Consider the following 16236-nt stretch of genomic DNA (forward strand, 5'->3'; position numbering starts at 1 on the left):
TCGCGATTCGATTGCCCACGGCGGGAGTGTGGCACGGGAACCCGGCTGCCGGGAGGCTGCGCCGGGCAGTCGTCCGCCACGTGAGACAGCGCCCTGACCTGCGGATCGACGGTGATGGGTCGCCCCGGCGGGGCCGGTCGCCGGGTTACCGGCCGGTACGCGAGCCCTTAAGGATCGTTCAGGATCTCGCTCTACACTCGGACTCGGGACGACGACTTGAGAAGGAGCTCCGCGCATGGACGCTGACGAGATCGCCGCCGGTCGGGCCCGCTGGCAGGCCCGCTACGACGCCGCCCGCAAGCGCGACGCGGACTTCACCACGCTGTCCGGAATGCCGGTCGAGCCGGTGTACGGCCCGCCGGAGGACACCGCGTACCCCGGGTTCGAGCGGATCGGCTGGCCGGGCGAGTTCCCGTACACCAGGGGTCTGTATCCGACCGGCTACCGCGGGCGGACCTGGACCATCAGGCAGTTCGCCGGCTTCGGCAACGCCCGGCAGACCAACGAGCGCTACAAGATGATCCTCGGCGCGGGCGGCGGCGGTCTCTCCGTCGCCTTCGACATGCCGACGCTGATGGGCCGCGACTCCGACGACCCGCAGTCCCTCGGCGAGGTCGGCCACTGTGGTGTCGCTGTGGACTCGGCCGCCGACATGGAGGTGCTGTTCGACGGCATCGACCTGGCCGGCGTGACCACCTCGATGACCATCTCCGGCCCGGCCGTGCCGGTCTTCTGCATGTACCTGGTCGCCGCCGAACGGCAGGGCGCCGATCTGTCCACGCTGGACGGAACACTCCAGACGGACATCTTCAAGGAGTACATCGCGCAGAAGGAGTGGCTGTTCGACCCCGAGCCGCACCTGCGCCTCATCGGCGACCTGATGGAGTACTGCGCCCGGGAGATCCCGCGGTACAAGCCGCTGTCCGTCTCCGGCTACCACATCCGCGAGGCCGGCTCGACCGCCGCGCAGGAGCTGGCGTACACGCTGGCCGACGGATTCGGGTACGTCGAGCTGGGCCTGTCGCGCGGCCTGGACGTGAACACCTTCGCCCCCGGCCTGAGCTTCTTCTTCGACTCCCACGTGGACTTCTTCGAGGAGATCGCCAAGTTCCGCGCCGCGCGCCGGATCTGGGCCCGCTGGCTGCGCGACGTGTACGGCGCAACCAGCGAGAAGGCCCAGTGGCTGCGGTTCCACACGCAGACCGCCGGGGTGTCGCTGACCGCTCAGCAGCCGGTGAACAACGTGGTACGCACCGCCGTGGAGGCCCTGGCCGCGGTGCTCGGCGGCACCAACTCGCTGCACACCAACGCCCTCGACGAGACACTCGCCCTGCCCACCGACGAGTCGGCCGAGATCGCCCTGCGTACCCAGCAGGTGCTGATGGAGGAGACCGGGGTGACGAACGTGGCCGACCCGCTCGGCGGCTCCTGGTACGTCGAGGCGCTCACCGACCGGATCGAGGCCGAGGCGGAGGAGATCTTCGCCCGGATCAAGCAGCTCGGCGGCGAGGGTCCGCACACCATCGGCCCGATGACCTCCGGCATCCTGCGCGGCATCGAGGACGGCTGGTTCACCGGGCACATCGCCGAGTCGGCGTTCGTCTACCAGCAGGCGCTGGAGAAGGGCGACAAGCGGATCGTCGGCGTCAACTGCCACACCGGCACCGTCGCCAAGGACCTGGAGATCCTGCGCATCTCGCACGAGGTGGAGCTGGAGCAGCGCCGGGTGCTGACCGAGCGCAAGTCGGCCCGCGACGACGCCGCGGTCACCGCCGCCGTCGCGCGGATGGTCGAGGTGGCGAGGACCGGCGAGAACATGATCCCCGCCATGCTCGACGCGGTCCGCGCCGAGGCCACCCTCGGCGAGATCTGCGACGCCCTCCGCGCCGAGTGGGGCGTCTACCGAGAGCCCGCCCGCTTCTGACCCGGCTCTGCAAGGAAGGGCCCCTTGTTAACAGCTGCTGTTAAGAAGGGGCCCTTCCTCTACCGGAGGCGTTAACAGGGGGCCCTTCCTTGCGGGCGGGCTGAGCTGGGGGAGAGTGGTGACTGTCGCCGTCGCGGCTGGTCGGAGATCCGTCGCGTACGTGCGAGACTAGACAACCATGAGCGACCCACGGATCACCTCGTCGATCTTCACCCGCGGCGCGGTCGACCTCAGCGCGCTGCGCACCCCCGCACCGGCCGACACCTCCTCCGCCACACCGTCCCAGGGCGCTGGGCCGACCGGGCTGCCGGGCAGCCCCGCCGGCTCCGCCGCCGTGATCGACGTGACCGAGGCGAACATCCAGTCCGAGGTGCTCGAACGCTCGCTCACCACACCGGTGGTGGTCTTCTTCGGCGCCGCCGGCTACCCGGAGAGCGACCAGTTCGCCCCGGTGCTGGAGCGGCTGGCCGCCGAGGGCGGCGGAGCGTGGCTGCTGGCCCGGGTCGACGTGCAGCAGCAGCCGCGGCTCGCGCAGATGTTCCAGCTCCAGACGCTGCCCACCACGTACGCCATCGTCGGCGGCCGTCCGATCGACGCCTTCCCCGGCCCGGTGCCGGAGTCGCAGTTGCGACAGTGGCTCCAGGCGGTCCTCAAGGCCGGTGGCGTCACAGTCGCCGAGCCGGAGGACCCGCGCCTCGACGCCGCCGACGACGCGCTGATGAGCGGTGACCTCGACGCGGCCGAGGCGGCGTACCGGAAGATCCTGGCCGAGTCGCCGGCGGACGCGGCTGCGGAGGCGGGCCTGGCGCAGGTCGGGCTGGCCCGCCGGGTGGCAGGCGCCGACCCGCAGGGCGCGCTCGACGCCGCGTCCGCCGCCCCCGACGACGTCGACGCCCAGCTGCTGGCCGCCGACATCGAGGTGCTCAGCGGCCTCGCCGACGAGGCGTACAAGCGGCTGGTCGGCCTGGTCCGGCGCACCGCCGGTGACGACCGGGACCGGGTACGCCAGCACCTGCTCGGCCTGTTCACCATCGCCGGCCCGGACGACCCCGCCGTGGCCTCCGCCCGACGCGCCCTGGCCAGCGCGCTGTTCTGAGTCAACCCGCGCGGGCCGGCGCACCGCCGGCCCGCCCGACCGCCGAGGACGGGAGCCCATGATGCGCCGGATCGCCGTCCTCGACGCGCCGACGAACCTCGGACTGCGCCCGCCCACCGCGAGCTCCGTCCCCGGGTGCGGCAAGGCGCCTGGTGCGCTGCGCGACCACGGCCTGCTCGCGCGGCTGCGGGCCCGCGACGCCGGCTGCCTTACCCCGCCCCGGTACGACCCGGGCGACTGGCGGCCCGGCGACGGCGTCTGCCACGCGCCGGAGATCTCCGCGTACTCGGTGGCGCTCGCCGACCGGATCGGCGCGATCATCGACCGGGGCGAGTTCCCGCTGGTGCTCGGCGGTGACTGCTCGGTGCTGCTCGGCTCGGCGCTGGCCATGCACCGCCTCGGCGAGGCGGTCGGCGGGCGGATCGGGCTGGTCTTCGTCGACGGCCACTCCGACTTCCGGCACCCCGGCAACGCCTCCTACGTCGGCGCCGCCGCCGGGGAGGACCTGGCCCTGGTCACCGGCCGTGGACAGCCCGACCTGGCCGCGATCGAGGGCCGCAGGCCGTACTTCCGGGACATCGACGTGGTGGTGCTCGGCATCCGCGCGCAGGACGAGTACCGGCTCGACCTCCAGGCCGCCGGGATCACCACCCGGCCGGTGCCGGCGCTGCGCGCCGAGGGTGCCGCCCGTACCGCTCAGTGGGCGCACGAGCAGCTCGTCGACTGCGCCGGCTACTGGGTGCACATCGACGTGGACGTGCTCGACCCGGCGGTGATGCCCGCCGTGGACGCGCCCGACCCGGGCGGCATCGCCTTCGCCGAGCTGGAGATCCTGCTCGCCGGGCTGGTCGACACCCCGCACTGCCTCGGCGTCGAGCTGACAGTCTTCGACCCCGACTACGACCCGGACGGGGCGTACGCGGCCGAGATCGTGAACACAGTGGTGGCCGGGCTCGCCCCGGTCGTCGCGCCGGGTGCCGTGCCGCCCCGGCTGCTGCCGGCCGGGCCTGTCGCACCGGCGCCCCGCGCCGCCGACAGCCGGCCGGAGCCCGAGCCGCTGCCCGCCCCGGCGGCCGTACCGGCGCCGGCGGTCGCGGTGGAGCCGATCGGCCCCGACCCGACCGTCGGCGACGACCTCGGCGACGACCCGCTGGGGCCCGGCCTGCTGCGCCGCGCCCCCGCCGGAGACGAGCCGGACCCGGCCCGCTCCGGCATCGACATCGCCTGACCGGTACGCCTCAGCTCGCGGCCAGGCCGCGCAGGAACTTCTCGGCGATCGGCGCCGCCACCTTCGAGCCCGCCCCGCCCTGCTCGACGAAGACGGCGAAGGCCACGTCGCCCTGCCAGCCGACGAACCAGGCGTGCGTGTGGGCCGGGTTGTTGTCGTACTCCGCGGTGCCGGTCTTGCCGTGCACCGGCTCGCCCGGCACGTCCGCCAGCGCGCTGCCGCTGCCCGCTGTCACCACCCCGCGCATCATCGACTTCAGCGCCGTCACCGACTCCGGCTTGAGCGCCTCGCCGGCCGGCGCGGGCTTGGCCGGCGCCGGGTCGAGCAGCAGCTTCGGCTGCTCGAACCTGCCCCGGGTCACAGCCGCCGTGGCGCTCGCCATGGCCAGCGGGCTCACCAGCGTGGTGCCCTGGCCGATCGCGGCGGCGGCCTGCTCGGTGGCCGAGCCGTTGGCGGAGATCTTGCCGGTGAACGCGTCGGTGCCCAGATCCCACGCGGCCTCCAGGCCGAGCGTACGGCCGGCCTGGGCCAGCCCGTCCGGGCCGAGCTTCGGCGCCAGCGCGGTGAACGCGGTGTTGCACGACTTGGCGAAGTCGGTGGCGAACGGCACCGGGCCCAGCTCGAAGTTGTCCGAGTTCTTGAAGACCCGGCCCTCGACTGTCGACGTCTTCGGGCAGTCCACTGTCGTCTGCGGCGTCACCGCGCCCCGGTCGAGCAGGCCGAGCGCGCTGACCATCTTGAACGTCGAGCCGGGCGGCACCTGGGCGGTGAAGGCGAGGTTGTCGCCCGCCGCACCCGGGCCGTTCGCGGCGGCCAGCACCGCGCCGTCGCTGATCCGTACGGCGACCAGGGCGGAGCGGCGGGTCTGCCCGCGCAACGCGGCGTCGGCGGCGTTCTGGGTGGCCGCGTCGATTGTCGTCTTCACCGGCTGACCGGGCTTCGGGTCGGCGCGGAACAGCTCCGTGCCGGTCGGCTCCACCTTGCCGTCCGGGGTGGTCCGCTGGGTGATCACGGTGACGCCGGGGACGCCGCGCAGCCGCTCGTCGTACCGGCCCTGGAGACCGCCGTGGCCGACCAGGTCGCCGCGCGCGTACCGGTCGGGGTGGGCCTGGAGGTCGTCGGCGGTGGCCTGGTCTACCGAGCCGAGCAGCGCCCGGGCGAACTCGCGGGTCGGCGCCAGCATGAGCTGCTCCGAGACGAACCGGGTGCCGGGCAGGTCGTAGATGCGCGGCTTGATCTGCCGGTACGCCTCGTCGCGCAACGTCACCACCTCGACCAGGCCGTCCGGCTTGGCCTCCTTGAGCCGCTTCGGCAGGTCGCCCAGGTCGACCGGCGGGGTGAGCGCGGGCCGGATCGCCTTGAACGCGGCGTCCAGCTTCCGGACCATGCCGGGGACGTCGTCGACCTCGCCGGGAACGAGCTGCACCCGGACCACCGGGCGTGGCGCGACGATCGGCTGACCGGCCGCGTCCAGCACACCGGCGCGCTGCGCCGGCTCCCGCCGCAGCGCGATCTTGTCACCGCTCTCCAGCTTCTCGTGCACCACCGACGGCTCCCAGATCACCTGCCACCGGTCGTCGCCGCCGCGCTTGAGGCGTACCGGATTCTCGTAGGCCCAGGTGCCGCCGCCGGGCAGCGCCCAGCTCACCTTGACCCGGGCGGTGGCGACGTCGCCCTTGGTGGTGATGTCGCCGGTGCGGGCCAGCTCCGGCGGGTCGGCCGCGAGCGCGCCGGCGAGTGCCTGGATCTGCTTGGTCACCTCACCGGCGGGCAGCCGCCCGCCGGTCGGCTCGACGAAGCCGACCGCCTGGAGGTCACCGGAGCGCCAGCCGCCGAGGAACGCCTCGACGGCTGTCTCCGGGCCGTCGTCCCCGGAGCATCCGGTCAGCGCGCCGGCCGTGACCAGGACGGCGGTCAGCGCCGCGAGGGCGCGGTGACGGGTGTGACGGCGGGGGCGGACGGGGTACGACACGGGCATGAAGCAGTCCCTCCGGTGCTCAACTGCCCTGCACGCTAGTACGGCCCGGCGTTCCCCACCGCCCCGCCACGGCCTCCGGCAGCGCCAGAAGCGGCGTGTGGCAGTGTGATGAACATCGCCAGTCGGGGTACTCCGCGAGCGGCCGACCACGGACCCGCAACGGGTGAAAGGACAGAGTCCCGATCCGGACGTCCGGCCAGTGGTCCGCCGCGGGAGGTACCGCGCGGTAGGGCCTAGGCTGGGCGGCAGAGTGACCCACAACGCGGTGGGTCGAGGGGAGTGGCACCGATGGACCGGCGTCCGGCGATCAAACCGGGACCCGACCTCCGGCAGGCTGACACCGGCCGGGACGACGACAGCTTCGATTCGGCGACCGACGGAGACGGTTTCAGCCGTCTCGACACAGGAGTGACCGGGATGACCGGTTCCAGCATCGACACCCTCTACGACCTGGGCCTGCCTGCGCAGGCACTGGCCGACGAGTCGGAGGACGCCGAGCTGGACGAGCCCGTTCCCAACGCGGAGCGGCTGGTCGCCCAGGCGGTCGCGCTGGCAGGCGACGACCACGACGCGGCCACACTCGTGGACCGCTTCTGGCGGTTCGCGCCGGACGAGGAGCTGATCGGCTTCACCGCCGAGGAGATGCTGGAGGCGGCCCGGGCCCACCGGGACCTGGCCCAGCAGCGGGTGCCGGGCGAGCTGAAGCTCCGCATCCACGAGCCGGACGCCGAGCAGCACCACACGGTCGTGGAGATCGTCACCGACGACATGCCGTTCCTGGTCGACTCGGTGACCGCCCTGCTGAACTCCCGCCACCTGGACGTGCACCTGCTCGTGCACCCGCTGGTCGTGGTGCGGCGCGAGCCGCTGGGCCGGCTCACCGAGGTGTCGGCGGACGTGGAGCCGGACGACGCGATCGCCGGTGACCTGGTCGAGAGCTGGATGCGGATCGAGATCGACCCGGTCCGCGACCCGGCCGAGCGGGAGACGTTGCGGCGCGAGTTGCAGCGGGTGCTCACCGACGTGCGCGAGGCGGTCGAGGACTGGCCGAAGATGCGGCAGCGGGCCCTCGCGCTCGCCGACGAGCTGGCCGCCGCCCGGACGTCGGACAACCGCCCGCCGGTGCCGGAGAAGGACATCACCGACTCGGTGGAGCTGCTGCGCTGGCTGGCGCACGACCACTTCACGTTCCTCGGCTACCGGGAGTACCGGCTGGTCGACACCGACGGCGCGCGCGGCGGGCAGGCCCTGGAGGCGGTGCTCGGCACCGGGCTGGGCATCCTGCGCTCCGACTCGCCGGAGGCCCGGTCGCTGAACTCGATGACGCCCGAGGCGCACGAGAAGGTGCTGGAGAAGCGCCTGCTCATCATCACCAAGGCCAACTCGCGTGCCACAGTGCACCGCTCGGCGTACCTCGACTACATCGGCTTCAAGATCTTCAACGAGGCCGGTGAGGTGGTCGGGGAGCGGCGCTTCCTGGGCCTGTTCTCCACCGCCGCGTACCGGACCAGCGTGCAGGAGCTGCCCGTGGTCCGGCGCAAGGTCGCCGAGGTGCTCGACCGCTCGGGCCTGAGCCTGCGCAGCCACTCCGGCAAGGACCTGTTGCAGATCCTGGAGACCTACCCGCGCGACGAGCTGTTCCAGATCAAGACCGACGACCTCTACCACGCGGTGATCGGCGTGCTGCGGATGGCGGGTCGCCGGCAGCTGCGGGTGTTCCTGCGCCGCGACGCGTACGGGCGGTTCATCTCCTGCCTGATCTACCTGCCGCGGGACCGGTTCACCACGCAGAACCGGCTGCGCATGCAGGACATTCTGCTGCGTGAGCTGAACGGCGTCGGTGTCGACTACACCACGCGGGTGACCGAGTCGATGCTGGCCCGGGTGCACTTCATCGTGCGTACCGACCCGAACAACCCGCCCGGCGACATCGACGCCGACCTGCTCGCCGAGGAGCTGGCCGACGCGACCCGCCTCTGGGACGACGACTACCGGCTGGTGCTGGAACGCAAGCTCGGTGACGAGCAGGCCAAGCACCTGTTCGCCCGGTACGCCGACGCGTTCCCGGAGGGCTACAAGGACGGGCACACGCCGTACGAGGCGATGAAGGACCTGGCGAAGCTGGAGCTGCTGGAGGAGCCCGGCCAGCTGGAGATGCACCTGTTCCGCAAGCAGGCGCCGCCGCGTCCGTACGCGGCCCGCGCCGCCGACGCCGACGAGGCGATGGACGTGCGGTTCAAGGTCTACCGGTACGGCGAGCCGATGATGCTCTCCGCCGTGCTGCCGGTGCTGCACTCGCTCGGCGTGAAGGTGGTCGACGAGCACCCGTACGAGGTGGAGCGCGTCGACGGCCGGATCTGGCTCTACGACTTCGGTCTGGAGCTGCCCGAGCGGCACCAGGACCTGGCCGAGGTGCGTCCGCACGTGGAGAACGCCTTCGCCGCCGCCTGGCGGGGCGAGGCCGAGGTGGACGGCTTCAACGAGCTGGTGCTCCGGGCCGGGCTCACCTGGCGGCAGGTCGTCGTGCTGCGCGCGTACGCGAAGTACCTGCGGCAGGCCGGCACCGTGTTCTCCCAGGAGTACATGGAGCAGACGTTCATCGCGTACCCGCAGATCGCGGAACTGCTGGTGAAGCTGTTCGAGACCCGGTTCGCGCCGGGCGCCACCACGCTCGACGAGCGCCGGCAACGCAGCGGCGAGCTGGTCGACGCGATCGGCGAGGCGCTGGACGAGGTGGCCAGCCTCGACCAGGACCGCATCCTGCGGTCGTACCTGACGTTGATCCAGGCCACGCTGCGTACCAGCTTCTACCAGAAGCCGGTGGGCGGGCGGCCCAAGGCGTACGTGGCGTTCAAGCTGGACCCGCAGGCCATCCCGGACCTGCCGGCGCCGCGACCCAAGTTCGAGATCTTCGTCTACTCGCCCCGGTTCGAGGGCGTGCACCTGCGCTACGGGCCGGTGGCCCGCGGCGGCCTGCGCTGGTCCGACCGGCGTGAGGACTTCCGGACCGAGGTGCTCGGCCTGGTCAAGGCGCAGATGGTGAAGAACGCCGTGATCGTGCCGGTCGGCGCCAAGGGCGGCTTCGTGCTCAAGCAGAAGCCGGGTGACCGGGACGAGGCGGTGATCTGCTACAAGGAGTTCATCTCCGCGCTGCTCGACGTCACGGACAACATCGTCAGCGGCGAGATCGTGCCGCCCGAGGACGTGGTCCGGCACGACGGCGACGACCCGTACCTGGTGGTGGCCGCCGACAAGGGCACGGCGACGTTCTCCGACATCGCCAACGAGATCTCCGAGGCGCACAGCTTCTGGCTGGGCGACGCGTTCGCCTCCGGCGGCTCGGCCGGCTACGACCACAAGAAGATGGGCATCACCGCCCGGGGTGCCTGGGAGTCGGTCAAGCGGCACTTCCGGGAGCTGGGGCACGACACCCAGACGCAGGACTTCACTGTGGTCGGCGTCGGCGACATGTCCGGTGACGTGTTCGGCAACGGGATGCTGCTGTCGCAGCACATCCGGCTGGTGGCCGCGTTCGACCACAGGCACATCTTCCTGGACCCGGATCCGGACTCGGCCCGGTCCTTCCAGGAGCGCAAGCGGCTGTTCGACATGCCCCGCTCGTCGTGGGAGGACTACGACCGCGAGCTGATCTCCGAAGGCGGCGGCGTCCACCCGCGTACCGCGAAGTCGGTGCCGGTATCGCCGCAGGTCCGCGCGGTGCTCGGCCTCGACGAGGACGTCACGCAGCTCAGCCCGCAGGAGCTGATGAAGGCGATCCTCACCGCGCCGGTCGACCTGTTCTGGAACGGCGGCATCGGCACCTACGTCAAGGCGTCCAGCCAGACCAACGCCGAGGTGGGGGACAAGTCCAACGACGCCATCCGGGTGGACGGCAAGGGCCTGCGCTGCCGGGTGGTCGGCGAGGGCGGCAACCTGGGCTTCACCCAGCAGGGCCGGATCGAGTACGCCTCGACCGGCGGCCGCATCTACACCGACTTCATCGACAACGCGGCCGGTGTGGACTGCTCCGACCACGAGGTCAACATCAAGATCCTGCTCAACACGGCGGTGGCCGACGGTGAGCTGGACCGGCCGGAGCGCGACGAGCTGCTGGCCCAGATGACCGACGAGGTCGCCGATCTGGTGCTGCGGGACAACTACGACCAGGCGCGGGCGCTCAACAACGCCCAGGCCCAGGCCGCCTCGCTGCTCCCGGTGCACCGGCGGATGATCAACGAGCTGGAGCGGTCCGGCGCGCTGAACCGGTCGCTGGAGGCGTTGCCGTCGGACGAGGAACTGGCGGTCCGCACCGAGAGCGGCCTGACCGCGCCGGAGTTCGCGGTGCTGCTCGCGTACGTCAAGATCGTGCTGGAGCGCGAGATCGTCGGCGAGGGCCTGGCGGACGAGGAGTGGACGACCGACGTCCTGGTCAACTACTTCCCGACGCCGCTGCGGCAGCGCTTCGCCGAGCGGATGGGCCGGCACCGGCTGCGCCGGGACATCGTCACCACCGTCCTCGTCAACGAGGCGATCAACCGGGGCGGCATCTCGTTCGTCTTCCGGGTGGTCGAGGAGACGGCGGCGTCCGCTGCGGACGTGCTCCGGGCGTACGTGGTGGTCCGCGAGGTGTTCGGCCTGCGCGACCTGTGGGACGCGGTCGAGGCGCTGGACAACAAGGTCTCGCCCGAGTTGCAGACGGCCGTCTACCTGGACACCCGGCGGCTGCTCGACCGCGCGGTGCGCTGGCTGGTCACCAACCGGCGCTCGCCGATCGACGTGCCGGCGGAGATCGCCCGGCTGCGCGACGGTGTGGCCCGGCTCCTGCCGGACCTGGAGAACCGGTTCTGGGGCACCGAGCGGGAGGCCATCGCGGCGCACATCGAGTCGCTGGTCGAGCGTGGGCTGCCGCGTGACCTGGCCGAGCAGGCGACCCGCCTGATGTACAGCTTCGGCCTGCTGGACATCGTGGAGACGGCGCAGGGCACCGGGCGGGACGTGAGCGAGGTGGCCTCGGTCTACTTCGTGCTCTCCGACCGGTTCCGGGTCGACGCGCTGCTGTCGAAGATCTCCCTGCTGCCCCGCGAGGACCGGTGGCAGACGCTGGCCCGGATGGCGCTGCGCTACGACCTGTACGCCGCGCTGGCCGCGCTCACCGCCGAGGTGCTCGGGTCCACGCCGGAGGACGTGCCGCCGGTGGAGCGGGTGCAGGAGTGGGAGCAGGCGAACGCCACCTCGATCCACCGGGCGCACCGGGCGATGGGGGAGTTCGACGAGTCCCGCGCCGACCTGTCCGCGCTGTCGGTGCTGCTGCGCCAGATCCGTACCCTGGTCCGGACCTCGGCGGCGGCCTGACCGCTGACGCACGAGTGGCCCGGTGGTCGGTTCCCCGACCACCGGGCCACTGCCGTTGCCGCCCTCAGCTGGTCATCGGGGCGTAGACGACGATGTTGTTCAGGTAGCTCCCGGCCGTCTTGTCGAACACCCCGCCGCAGGTCACCACGCGCAGGGCCGGGACGTCCGACGGACCGTAGACCTGCGCGGCGGGAAAGGCGGTCTTCGGGTACGACGCGACCTCCCGCACGGTGAACGTGGCGGACGAGCCGTCCTGCCGGGCGACCACTATCGTGTCGCCTGCCACCAGCGCGCCGAGGTTGAAGAACACCGCCGGGCCGAGCTGGGCGGAGTCGACGTGACCGACGATCACCGCGTTGCCGGCCTCGCCCGGGCTGGCGCCGGGGGAGTACCAGCCGGCGTTCATGGCCTGGTCCAGCGGGGGCACCTGGACCGTGCCGTCCGGGTTCGTGCCGAGCGACATGATCGGCGCCTGCACCCCGATGCGGGGGATCGAGATGGTGACCGGCGCGGACCGGGGAAGTGGAGCCGGGGCGGCGCCCGTCGTGTCCGGGGTGCCCGGGACGGCTGCGGCGCCCGGGGTGGCGCCGGGTGCGCCGGTCAGTGGCCCCGGCGTCGCCGGGCCGCCCCCCGCGGCGTCCGCTGCCGGCTGGCCGGTGCCGTCCGGTGTGGACTGGCCGGTGGTGCCCGGTGCCGGTTGGCCCTCGGTGCCCGGTGCGGGTCGGCCCTCGGCGTCCGGGTCGGCGTAGGCGCCGGGGGGATCGCTCAGCGGGTCGGTGGTGACGGGAGCCGCCTGCGAGATCGGCTGCGGTGGGGACGGTGGCGGGGCGGTCCGGACGGACGCGCCGATCAGACCGGCCCCGGCCATGGCGAGCAGGACGACGACGGCCGCGCCGGCGGCACGCCACGGACTTCCGTGACGGCCGCCGGCCCGGGTCGTCGTCCGGTCAGACCAGGCCACCGGTCCGCCGCCGACGCAGCAGCACCAGGCCGCCCAGCGCCGCGGCGCCGATCATGCCCGCGCCGCCGGTGGCGAGGTTGCGGTCCACGCCGGTGGTCGTCATGCCACCGTCGCCGCCGTCGACCCCGCCGCGCGGCAGTACCACCAGCTCGCCCTCACCGCAGGTGCCCCGCAGCTCGTACCGGCCCGGCCGGGCGTCGTGCGACACGGTGGCCTCGCCGTAGTAGACGAAGTCCTTCCCGTGCTCCCACTCGTCCTTGCCGTAGTCGCGCTCGGCGTCCTTGCCGTAGTCGCCCTTGTCCTCCTGCCAGGCGCCTCCGCTCGCCTGCCAGTCGTCCTTGCCGCCCTGCCAGTCGTCCTTGCCGTCCTGCCAGGAGCCGTGCTCGTCCTTGCCGTCCTTGCCCTTGTCGTCCGGCCGGCCGCCACGGTCGTCCTTGCCGTGCTCGTCCTTGGCGTCCTTGCCGTACCGGTCCTTGCCGTCGGGGCCGTGCTCGTCCTTGGTCCAGTCCGGCGCGCCCGCCTTCTCCTTCTCCCAGCCCGGCTCGGCGTCCTGGCCGTACTCGTCGTGCCCCTGCCAGTCGCCCGGGTCGACGGCCGCGCCGGCGCCCGCGCCACCCGGCTGCGGCTGCCCTTCCGGCTGGCCGGCGGGCGGCTGGGGCTGGTTCGCCGGAGGCTGCGGCATGCCGTCGCCACCCGGCCCGTTCCCGCCCGGCCCGTCGCCACCGGGGCCGTTGCCACCGGGGCCGTTCCCACCCGGACCGTTGCCACCGGGGCCGTTGCCGTCCGGGCCGTGCCCCTCCCCGCCCGGCTCGCCGCGGCCGTCCGGGCCCTTGCCGTGCTCGTCCTTGCCGTCGGGGCCCTTGCCGTGGTCGTCCTTGCCGTCCGGGCCCTTGTCGTCCCAGCCCCAGTCCTGGTCGCCGCCCCAGTCGCCGCCCCAGTCGCCGCCGCGGTCGGCCCAGTCGCCGTGCTCGCCGTCGCGGGCCGGGTGCAGGTCGACCTTGCCGGTCACCTTCGACCAGACGGTGGCGTGCTTCTGCGGCTCGGAGCAGATCGCGAGCAGCTCGACGGTGTCCCCCGCCTTCACCACGTGGGGCTTGGCGATGACCTTGCCCTCGTCGTGCCCGCCCGCGTAGGCCATTCCCGGGGTGAACGCGAGAAGGCCGGCTCCGCCGAGGGCGGCGCCCGCGACCACCTTCCCGAGCATCTTCTTAGCCATGACCAGCGTCTCCATCCCTGTTCGTCCTGAGCCCGACGTCAGTCGAGCTAAGGCTGACGTTAGACCTTTTCGCGACTTATCCGGGGAAAGATTCGCTTTTAGGGATTTGCCAGTGATGTGGCCCCGGCGCGTGCTGCCCGACCGGTAGCGCCGATCAGGCTCTCCACGGCGGTCCCGCGACGCCGGTCCCACTCGTGCTGTCGGCGCCCCTCCGTGCGGTCCGCGTACCGAGTGGAACGTCATGGGTGTCTCCGGGTCGTTTTGACACCCATGACGTTCCACCCGAGCTGAGGGCACCGGTGGGCGGCGGGGAGTGGGGGTGTGGTGGCGCCGGGCGCCGGTAGGGTGGGCGGCAGGCGTATCGAGCCATTGCCATGGAAGCGCTCCCATGCAAGAATCGCTGCACGCGGTTCGGGGAGCCACACCGCGAGCTCAGACGTCGAGGGCAGCCGGCACCACCGGCCGACGTCCGGCTCCATCGGCCGGTCTGCGGACCGGTCGGCACCACCACCCCCACAACGCCCGTCCGGGTCGGGCGTCCCCCGAAGAAACCCGTGGCGCGCACGGTCGTTCCCGCAGGACGACCGCCGCCGCCATTTGCGCCGGGCCGTACGCGGATCCGGTCTCGCCCAAGGAGATCAGTGGCATGAATCTGTGGAGAAGGCTGTCCGGCCGGAACCGGACGCTCGCGCTCACCGGCGCCGGCGTCCTGGTAGCCGGTGGACTGGTGACCCTCCCGGTCACCGCGGCGCAGGCCGCCACCCAGTGCAGCGTGACGTACACGACCAGCGACTGGCCCGGTGGATTCACCGGCACCGTGACCATCAAGAACATCGGTGACGCGCTCAGCTCGTGGAACCTCGGCTTCACCTTCCCGAACAGCTCGCAGCGGGTGGTGAACGGCTGGTCCGCGAGGTGGTCCCAGAGCGGCCAGAACGTCACCGCGCAGAACGAGTCGTACAACGGGTCGCTCGCCAGCGGCGCCAGCACCACCATCGGCTTCAACGGCTCCTGGAGCGGCAGCAACCCGAAGCCGACCCAGTTCACGCTCAACGGCACTGTGTGCAACGGCGGCACGCCGTCCACCAGCACGCCGCCGACGAGCACGCCGCCGACCAGCACGCCGCCCACGAGCACGCCGCCGACGTCGACCCCGCCGACCTCGACGCCGCCGACGAGCACCCCGCCGCCCGGGCAGCGGGTCGACAACCCGTACGTCGGTGTGAAGGGGTACGTGAACCCCGAGTGGAAGGCCAAGGCCGAGTCGGTGTCCGGCGGCAGCCGGGTGTCGAACAACCCGACCGCGGTCTGGATCGACCGGATCGCCGCCATCAACGGCACGCCGGACAGCAGCTCCAACGGCGCGATGGGCGTCCGTGACCACCTGGACGCCGCGCTCGCCCAGGGCGCCGGCTACATCCAGTTCGTCATCTACAACCTGCCCGGCCGGGACTGCGCCGCGCTGGCCTCCAACGGCGAGCTGGGCCCGGACGAGCTGCCCCGCTACAAGGCCGAGTACATCGACCCGATCGCCGCGATCCAGGGTGACTCGAAGTACCGGAACCTGCGCATCGTCAACATCATCGAGATCGACTCGCTGCCCAACCTGGTGACCAACACCTCGGGCAACCCGGGCGGCACGGTCATGTGCGACACGGTGAAGGCCAACGGCGCGTACGTGAACGGTGTCGGCTACGCCCTGGCGAAGCTGGGCGCGATCGGCAACGTCTACAACTACATCGACGCCGCCCACCACGGCTGGATCGGCTGGGACAGCAACTTCGGCCCGGTCGCCGACCAGCTCAAGGCCGCCGCCGTCGCGTCCGGCAGCACCGTCGCCAACGTGCAGGGCTTCATCGTCAACACGGCGAACTACTCCGCCCTGAAGGAGCCGTACGTCAAGGTCACCGACTCGGTGAACGGCCAGACGGTCCGGCAGTCCAAGTGGATCGACTGGAACCAGTACGTCGACGAGCTGTCGTTCGCCCAGGCGTTCCGGCAGAAGCTGGTCTCGGTCGGCTTCGACAGCAACATCGGCATGCTGATCGACACCTCCCGTAACGGTTGGGGCGGCTCCGCCCGGCCGACCGGCCCGGGCCCCATGACCAGCGTGGACGCGTACGTCGACGGTGGCCGGGTCGACCGGCGCATTCACGCCGGCAACTGGTGCAACCAGGCCGGCGCGGGTCTCGGCGAGCGGCCGCGGGCCAACCCGGAGACCGGGATCGACGCCTACGTCTGGGTGAAGCCCCCGGGTGAGTCGGACGGCTCCAGCAAGGAGATCCCGAACAACGAGGGCAAGGGCTTCGACCGGATGTGCGACCCGACCTACACCGGTAACGCCCGCAACGGCAACAGCATGTCCGGCGCCCTGCCGGACGCGCCGATCTCCGGCGCGTGGTTCCCGGCCCAGTTCCAGCAGCTCATGCAGAACGCGTACCCGCCGCTCTCCTGAGCCGCGGTGAGGGCCACCCGCGGCGG

The 16236-nt window shown here is 72.2% G+C and carries 8 protein-coding genes; 5 read left to right on the forward strand and 3 right to left on the reverse strand.

The genetic code is table 11. The features are described from left to right. The first annotated feature begins 235 nt into the window (after positions 1 to 235). The 3 genes from icmA (at position 236) to FHX31_RS03610 (ending at position 4248) form a co-directional block, all read left to right on the forward strand. Positions 236 to 1924 (forward strand): coenzyme B12-dependent isobutyryl-CoA mutase large subunit, encoded by a 1689-nt coding sequence (gene icmA / locus FHX31_RS03600; RefSeq protein WP_013288195.1) that lies wholly within the window; start codon positions 236 to 238, stop codon positions 1922 to 1924. Between the two features lie 178 nt (positions 1925 to 2102). Continuing rightward, the gene (locus FHX31_RS03605) at positions 2103 to 3020 is read left to right on the forward strand and encodes a tetratricopeptide repeat protein (protein ID WP_030271365.1); all 918 of its coding nucleotides are present in this window, start codon (positions 2103 to 2105) and stop codon (positions 3018 to 3020) included. 58 nt (positions 3021 to 3078) lie between these two features. After that, the gene (locus tag FHX31_RS03610) at positions 3079 to 4248 is read left to right on the forward strand and encodes an arginase family protein (RefSeq protein ID WP_013288193.1); all 1170 of its coding nucleotides are present in this window, start codon (positions 3079 to 3081) and stop codon (positions 4246 to 4248) included. Between the two features lie 10 nt (positions 4249 to 4258). On the opposite strand, the gene FHX31_RS03615 is transcribed toward FHX31_RS03610, so the two are convergent. Next, positions 4259 to 6226: a penicillin-binding transpeptidase domain-containing protein gene (locus FHX31_RS03615; protein WP_184975078.1), complete on the reverse strand. Its 1968-nt coding sequence runs from the start codon at positions 6224 to 6226 to the stop codon at positions 4259 to 4261. 288 nt (positions 6227 to 6514) lie between these two features. Here FHX31_RS03615 and FHX31_RS03620 point away from each other — a divergent pair, with 288 nt between their 5' ends. Further along, positions 6515 to 11578 (forward strand): NAD-glutamate dehydrogenase, encoded by a 5064-nt coding sequence (locus FHX31_RS03620; RefSeq protein WP_184975081.1) that lies wholly within the window; start codon positions 6515 to 6517, stop codon positions 11576 to 11578. A 64-nt stretch (positions 11579 to 11642) separates the two neighbouring features. Here FHX31_RS03620 and FHX31_RS03625 read toward each other — a convergent pair whose 3' ends face one another. Both FHX31_RS03625 and FHX31_RS03630 read right to left on the reverse strand, forming a co-directional pair. Next, the gene (locus FHX31_RS03625) at positions 11643 to 12446 is read right to left on the reverse strand and encodes a class F sortase (RefSeq protein ID WP_184977742.1); all 804 of its coding nucleotides are present in this window, start codon (positions 12444 to 12446) and stop codon (positions 11643 to 11645) included. Between the two features lie 79 nt (positions 12447 to 12525). After that, complete coding sequence (locus FHX31_RS03630; protein ID WP_486481649.1) at positions 12526 to 13755, reverse strand: hypothetical protein; 1230 nt, start codon at positions 13753 to 13755, stop codon at positions 12526 to 12528. 646 nt (positions 13756 to 14401) lie between these two features. On the opposite strand from FHX31_RS03630, the gene FHX31_RS03635 reads away from it, so the two are divergent. Then, positions 14402 to 16210, forward strand: a complete 1809-nt coding sequence (locus FHX31_RS03635) for a glycoside hydrolase family 6 protein (RefSeq protein WP_013288188.1) — start codon at positions 14402 to 14404, stop codon at positions 16208 to 16210. Positions 16211 to 16236: the final 26 nt, after the last annotated feature.

The sequence above is a fragment of the Micromonospora sp. CNZ286 genome, assembly GCF_014207755.1.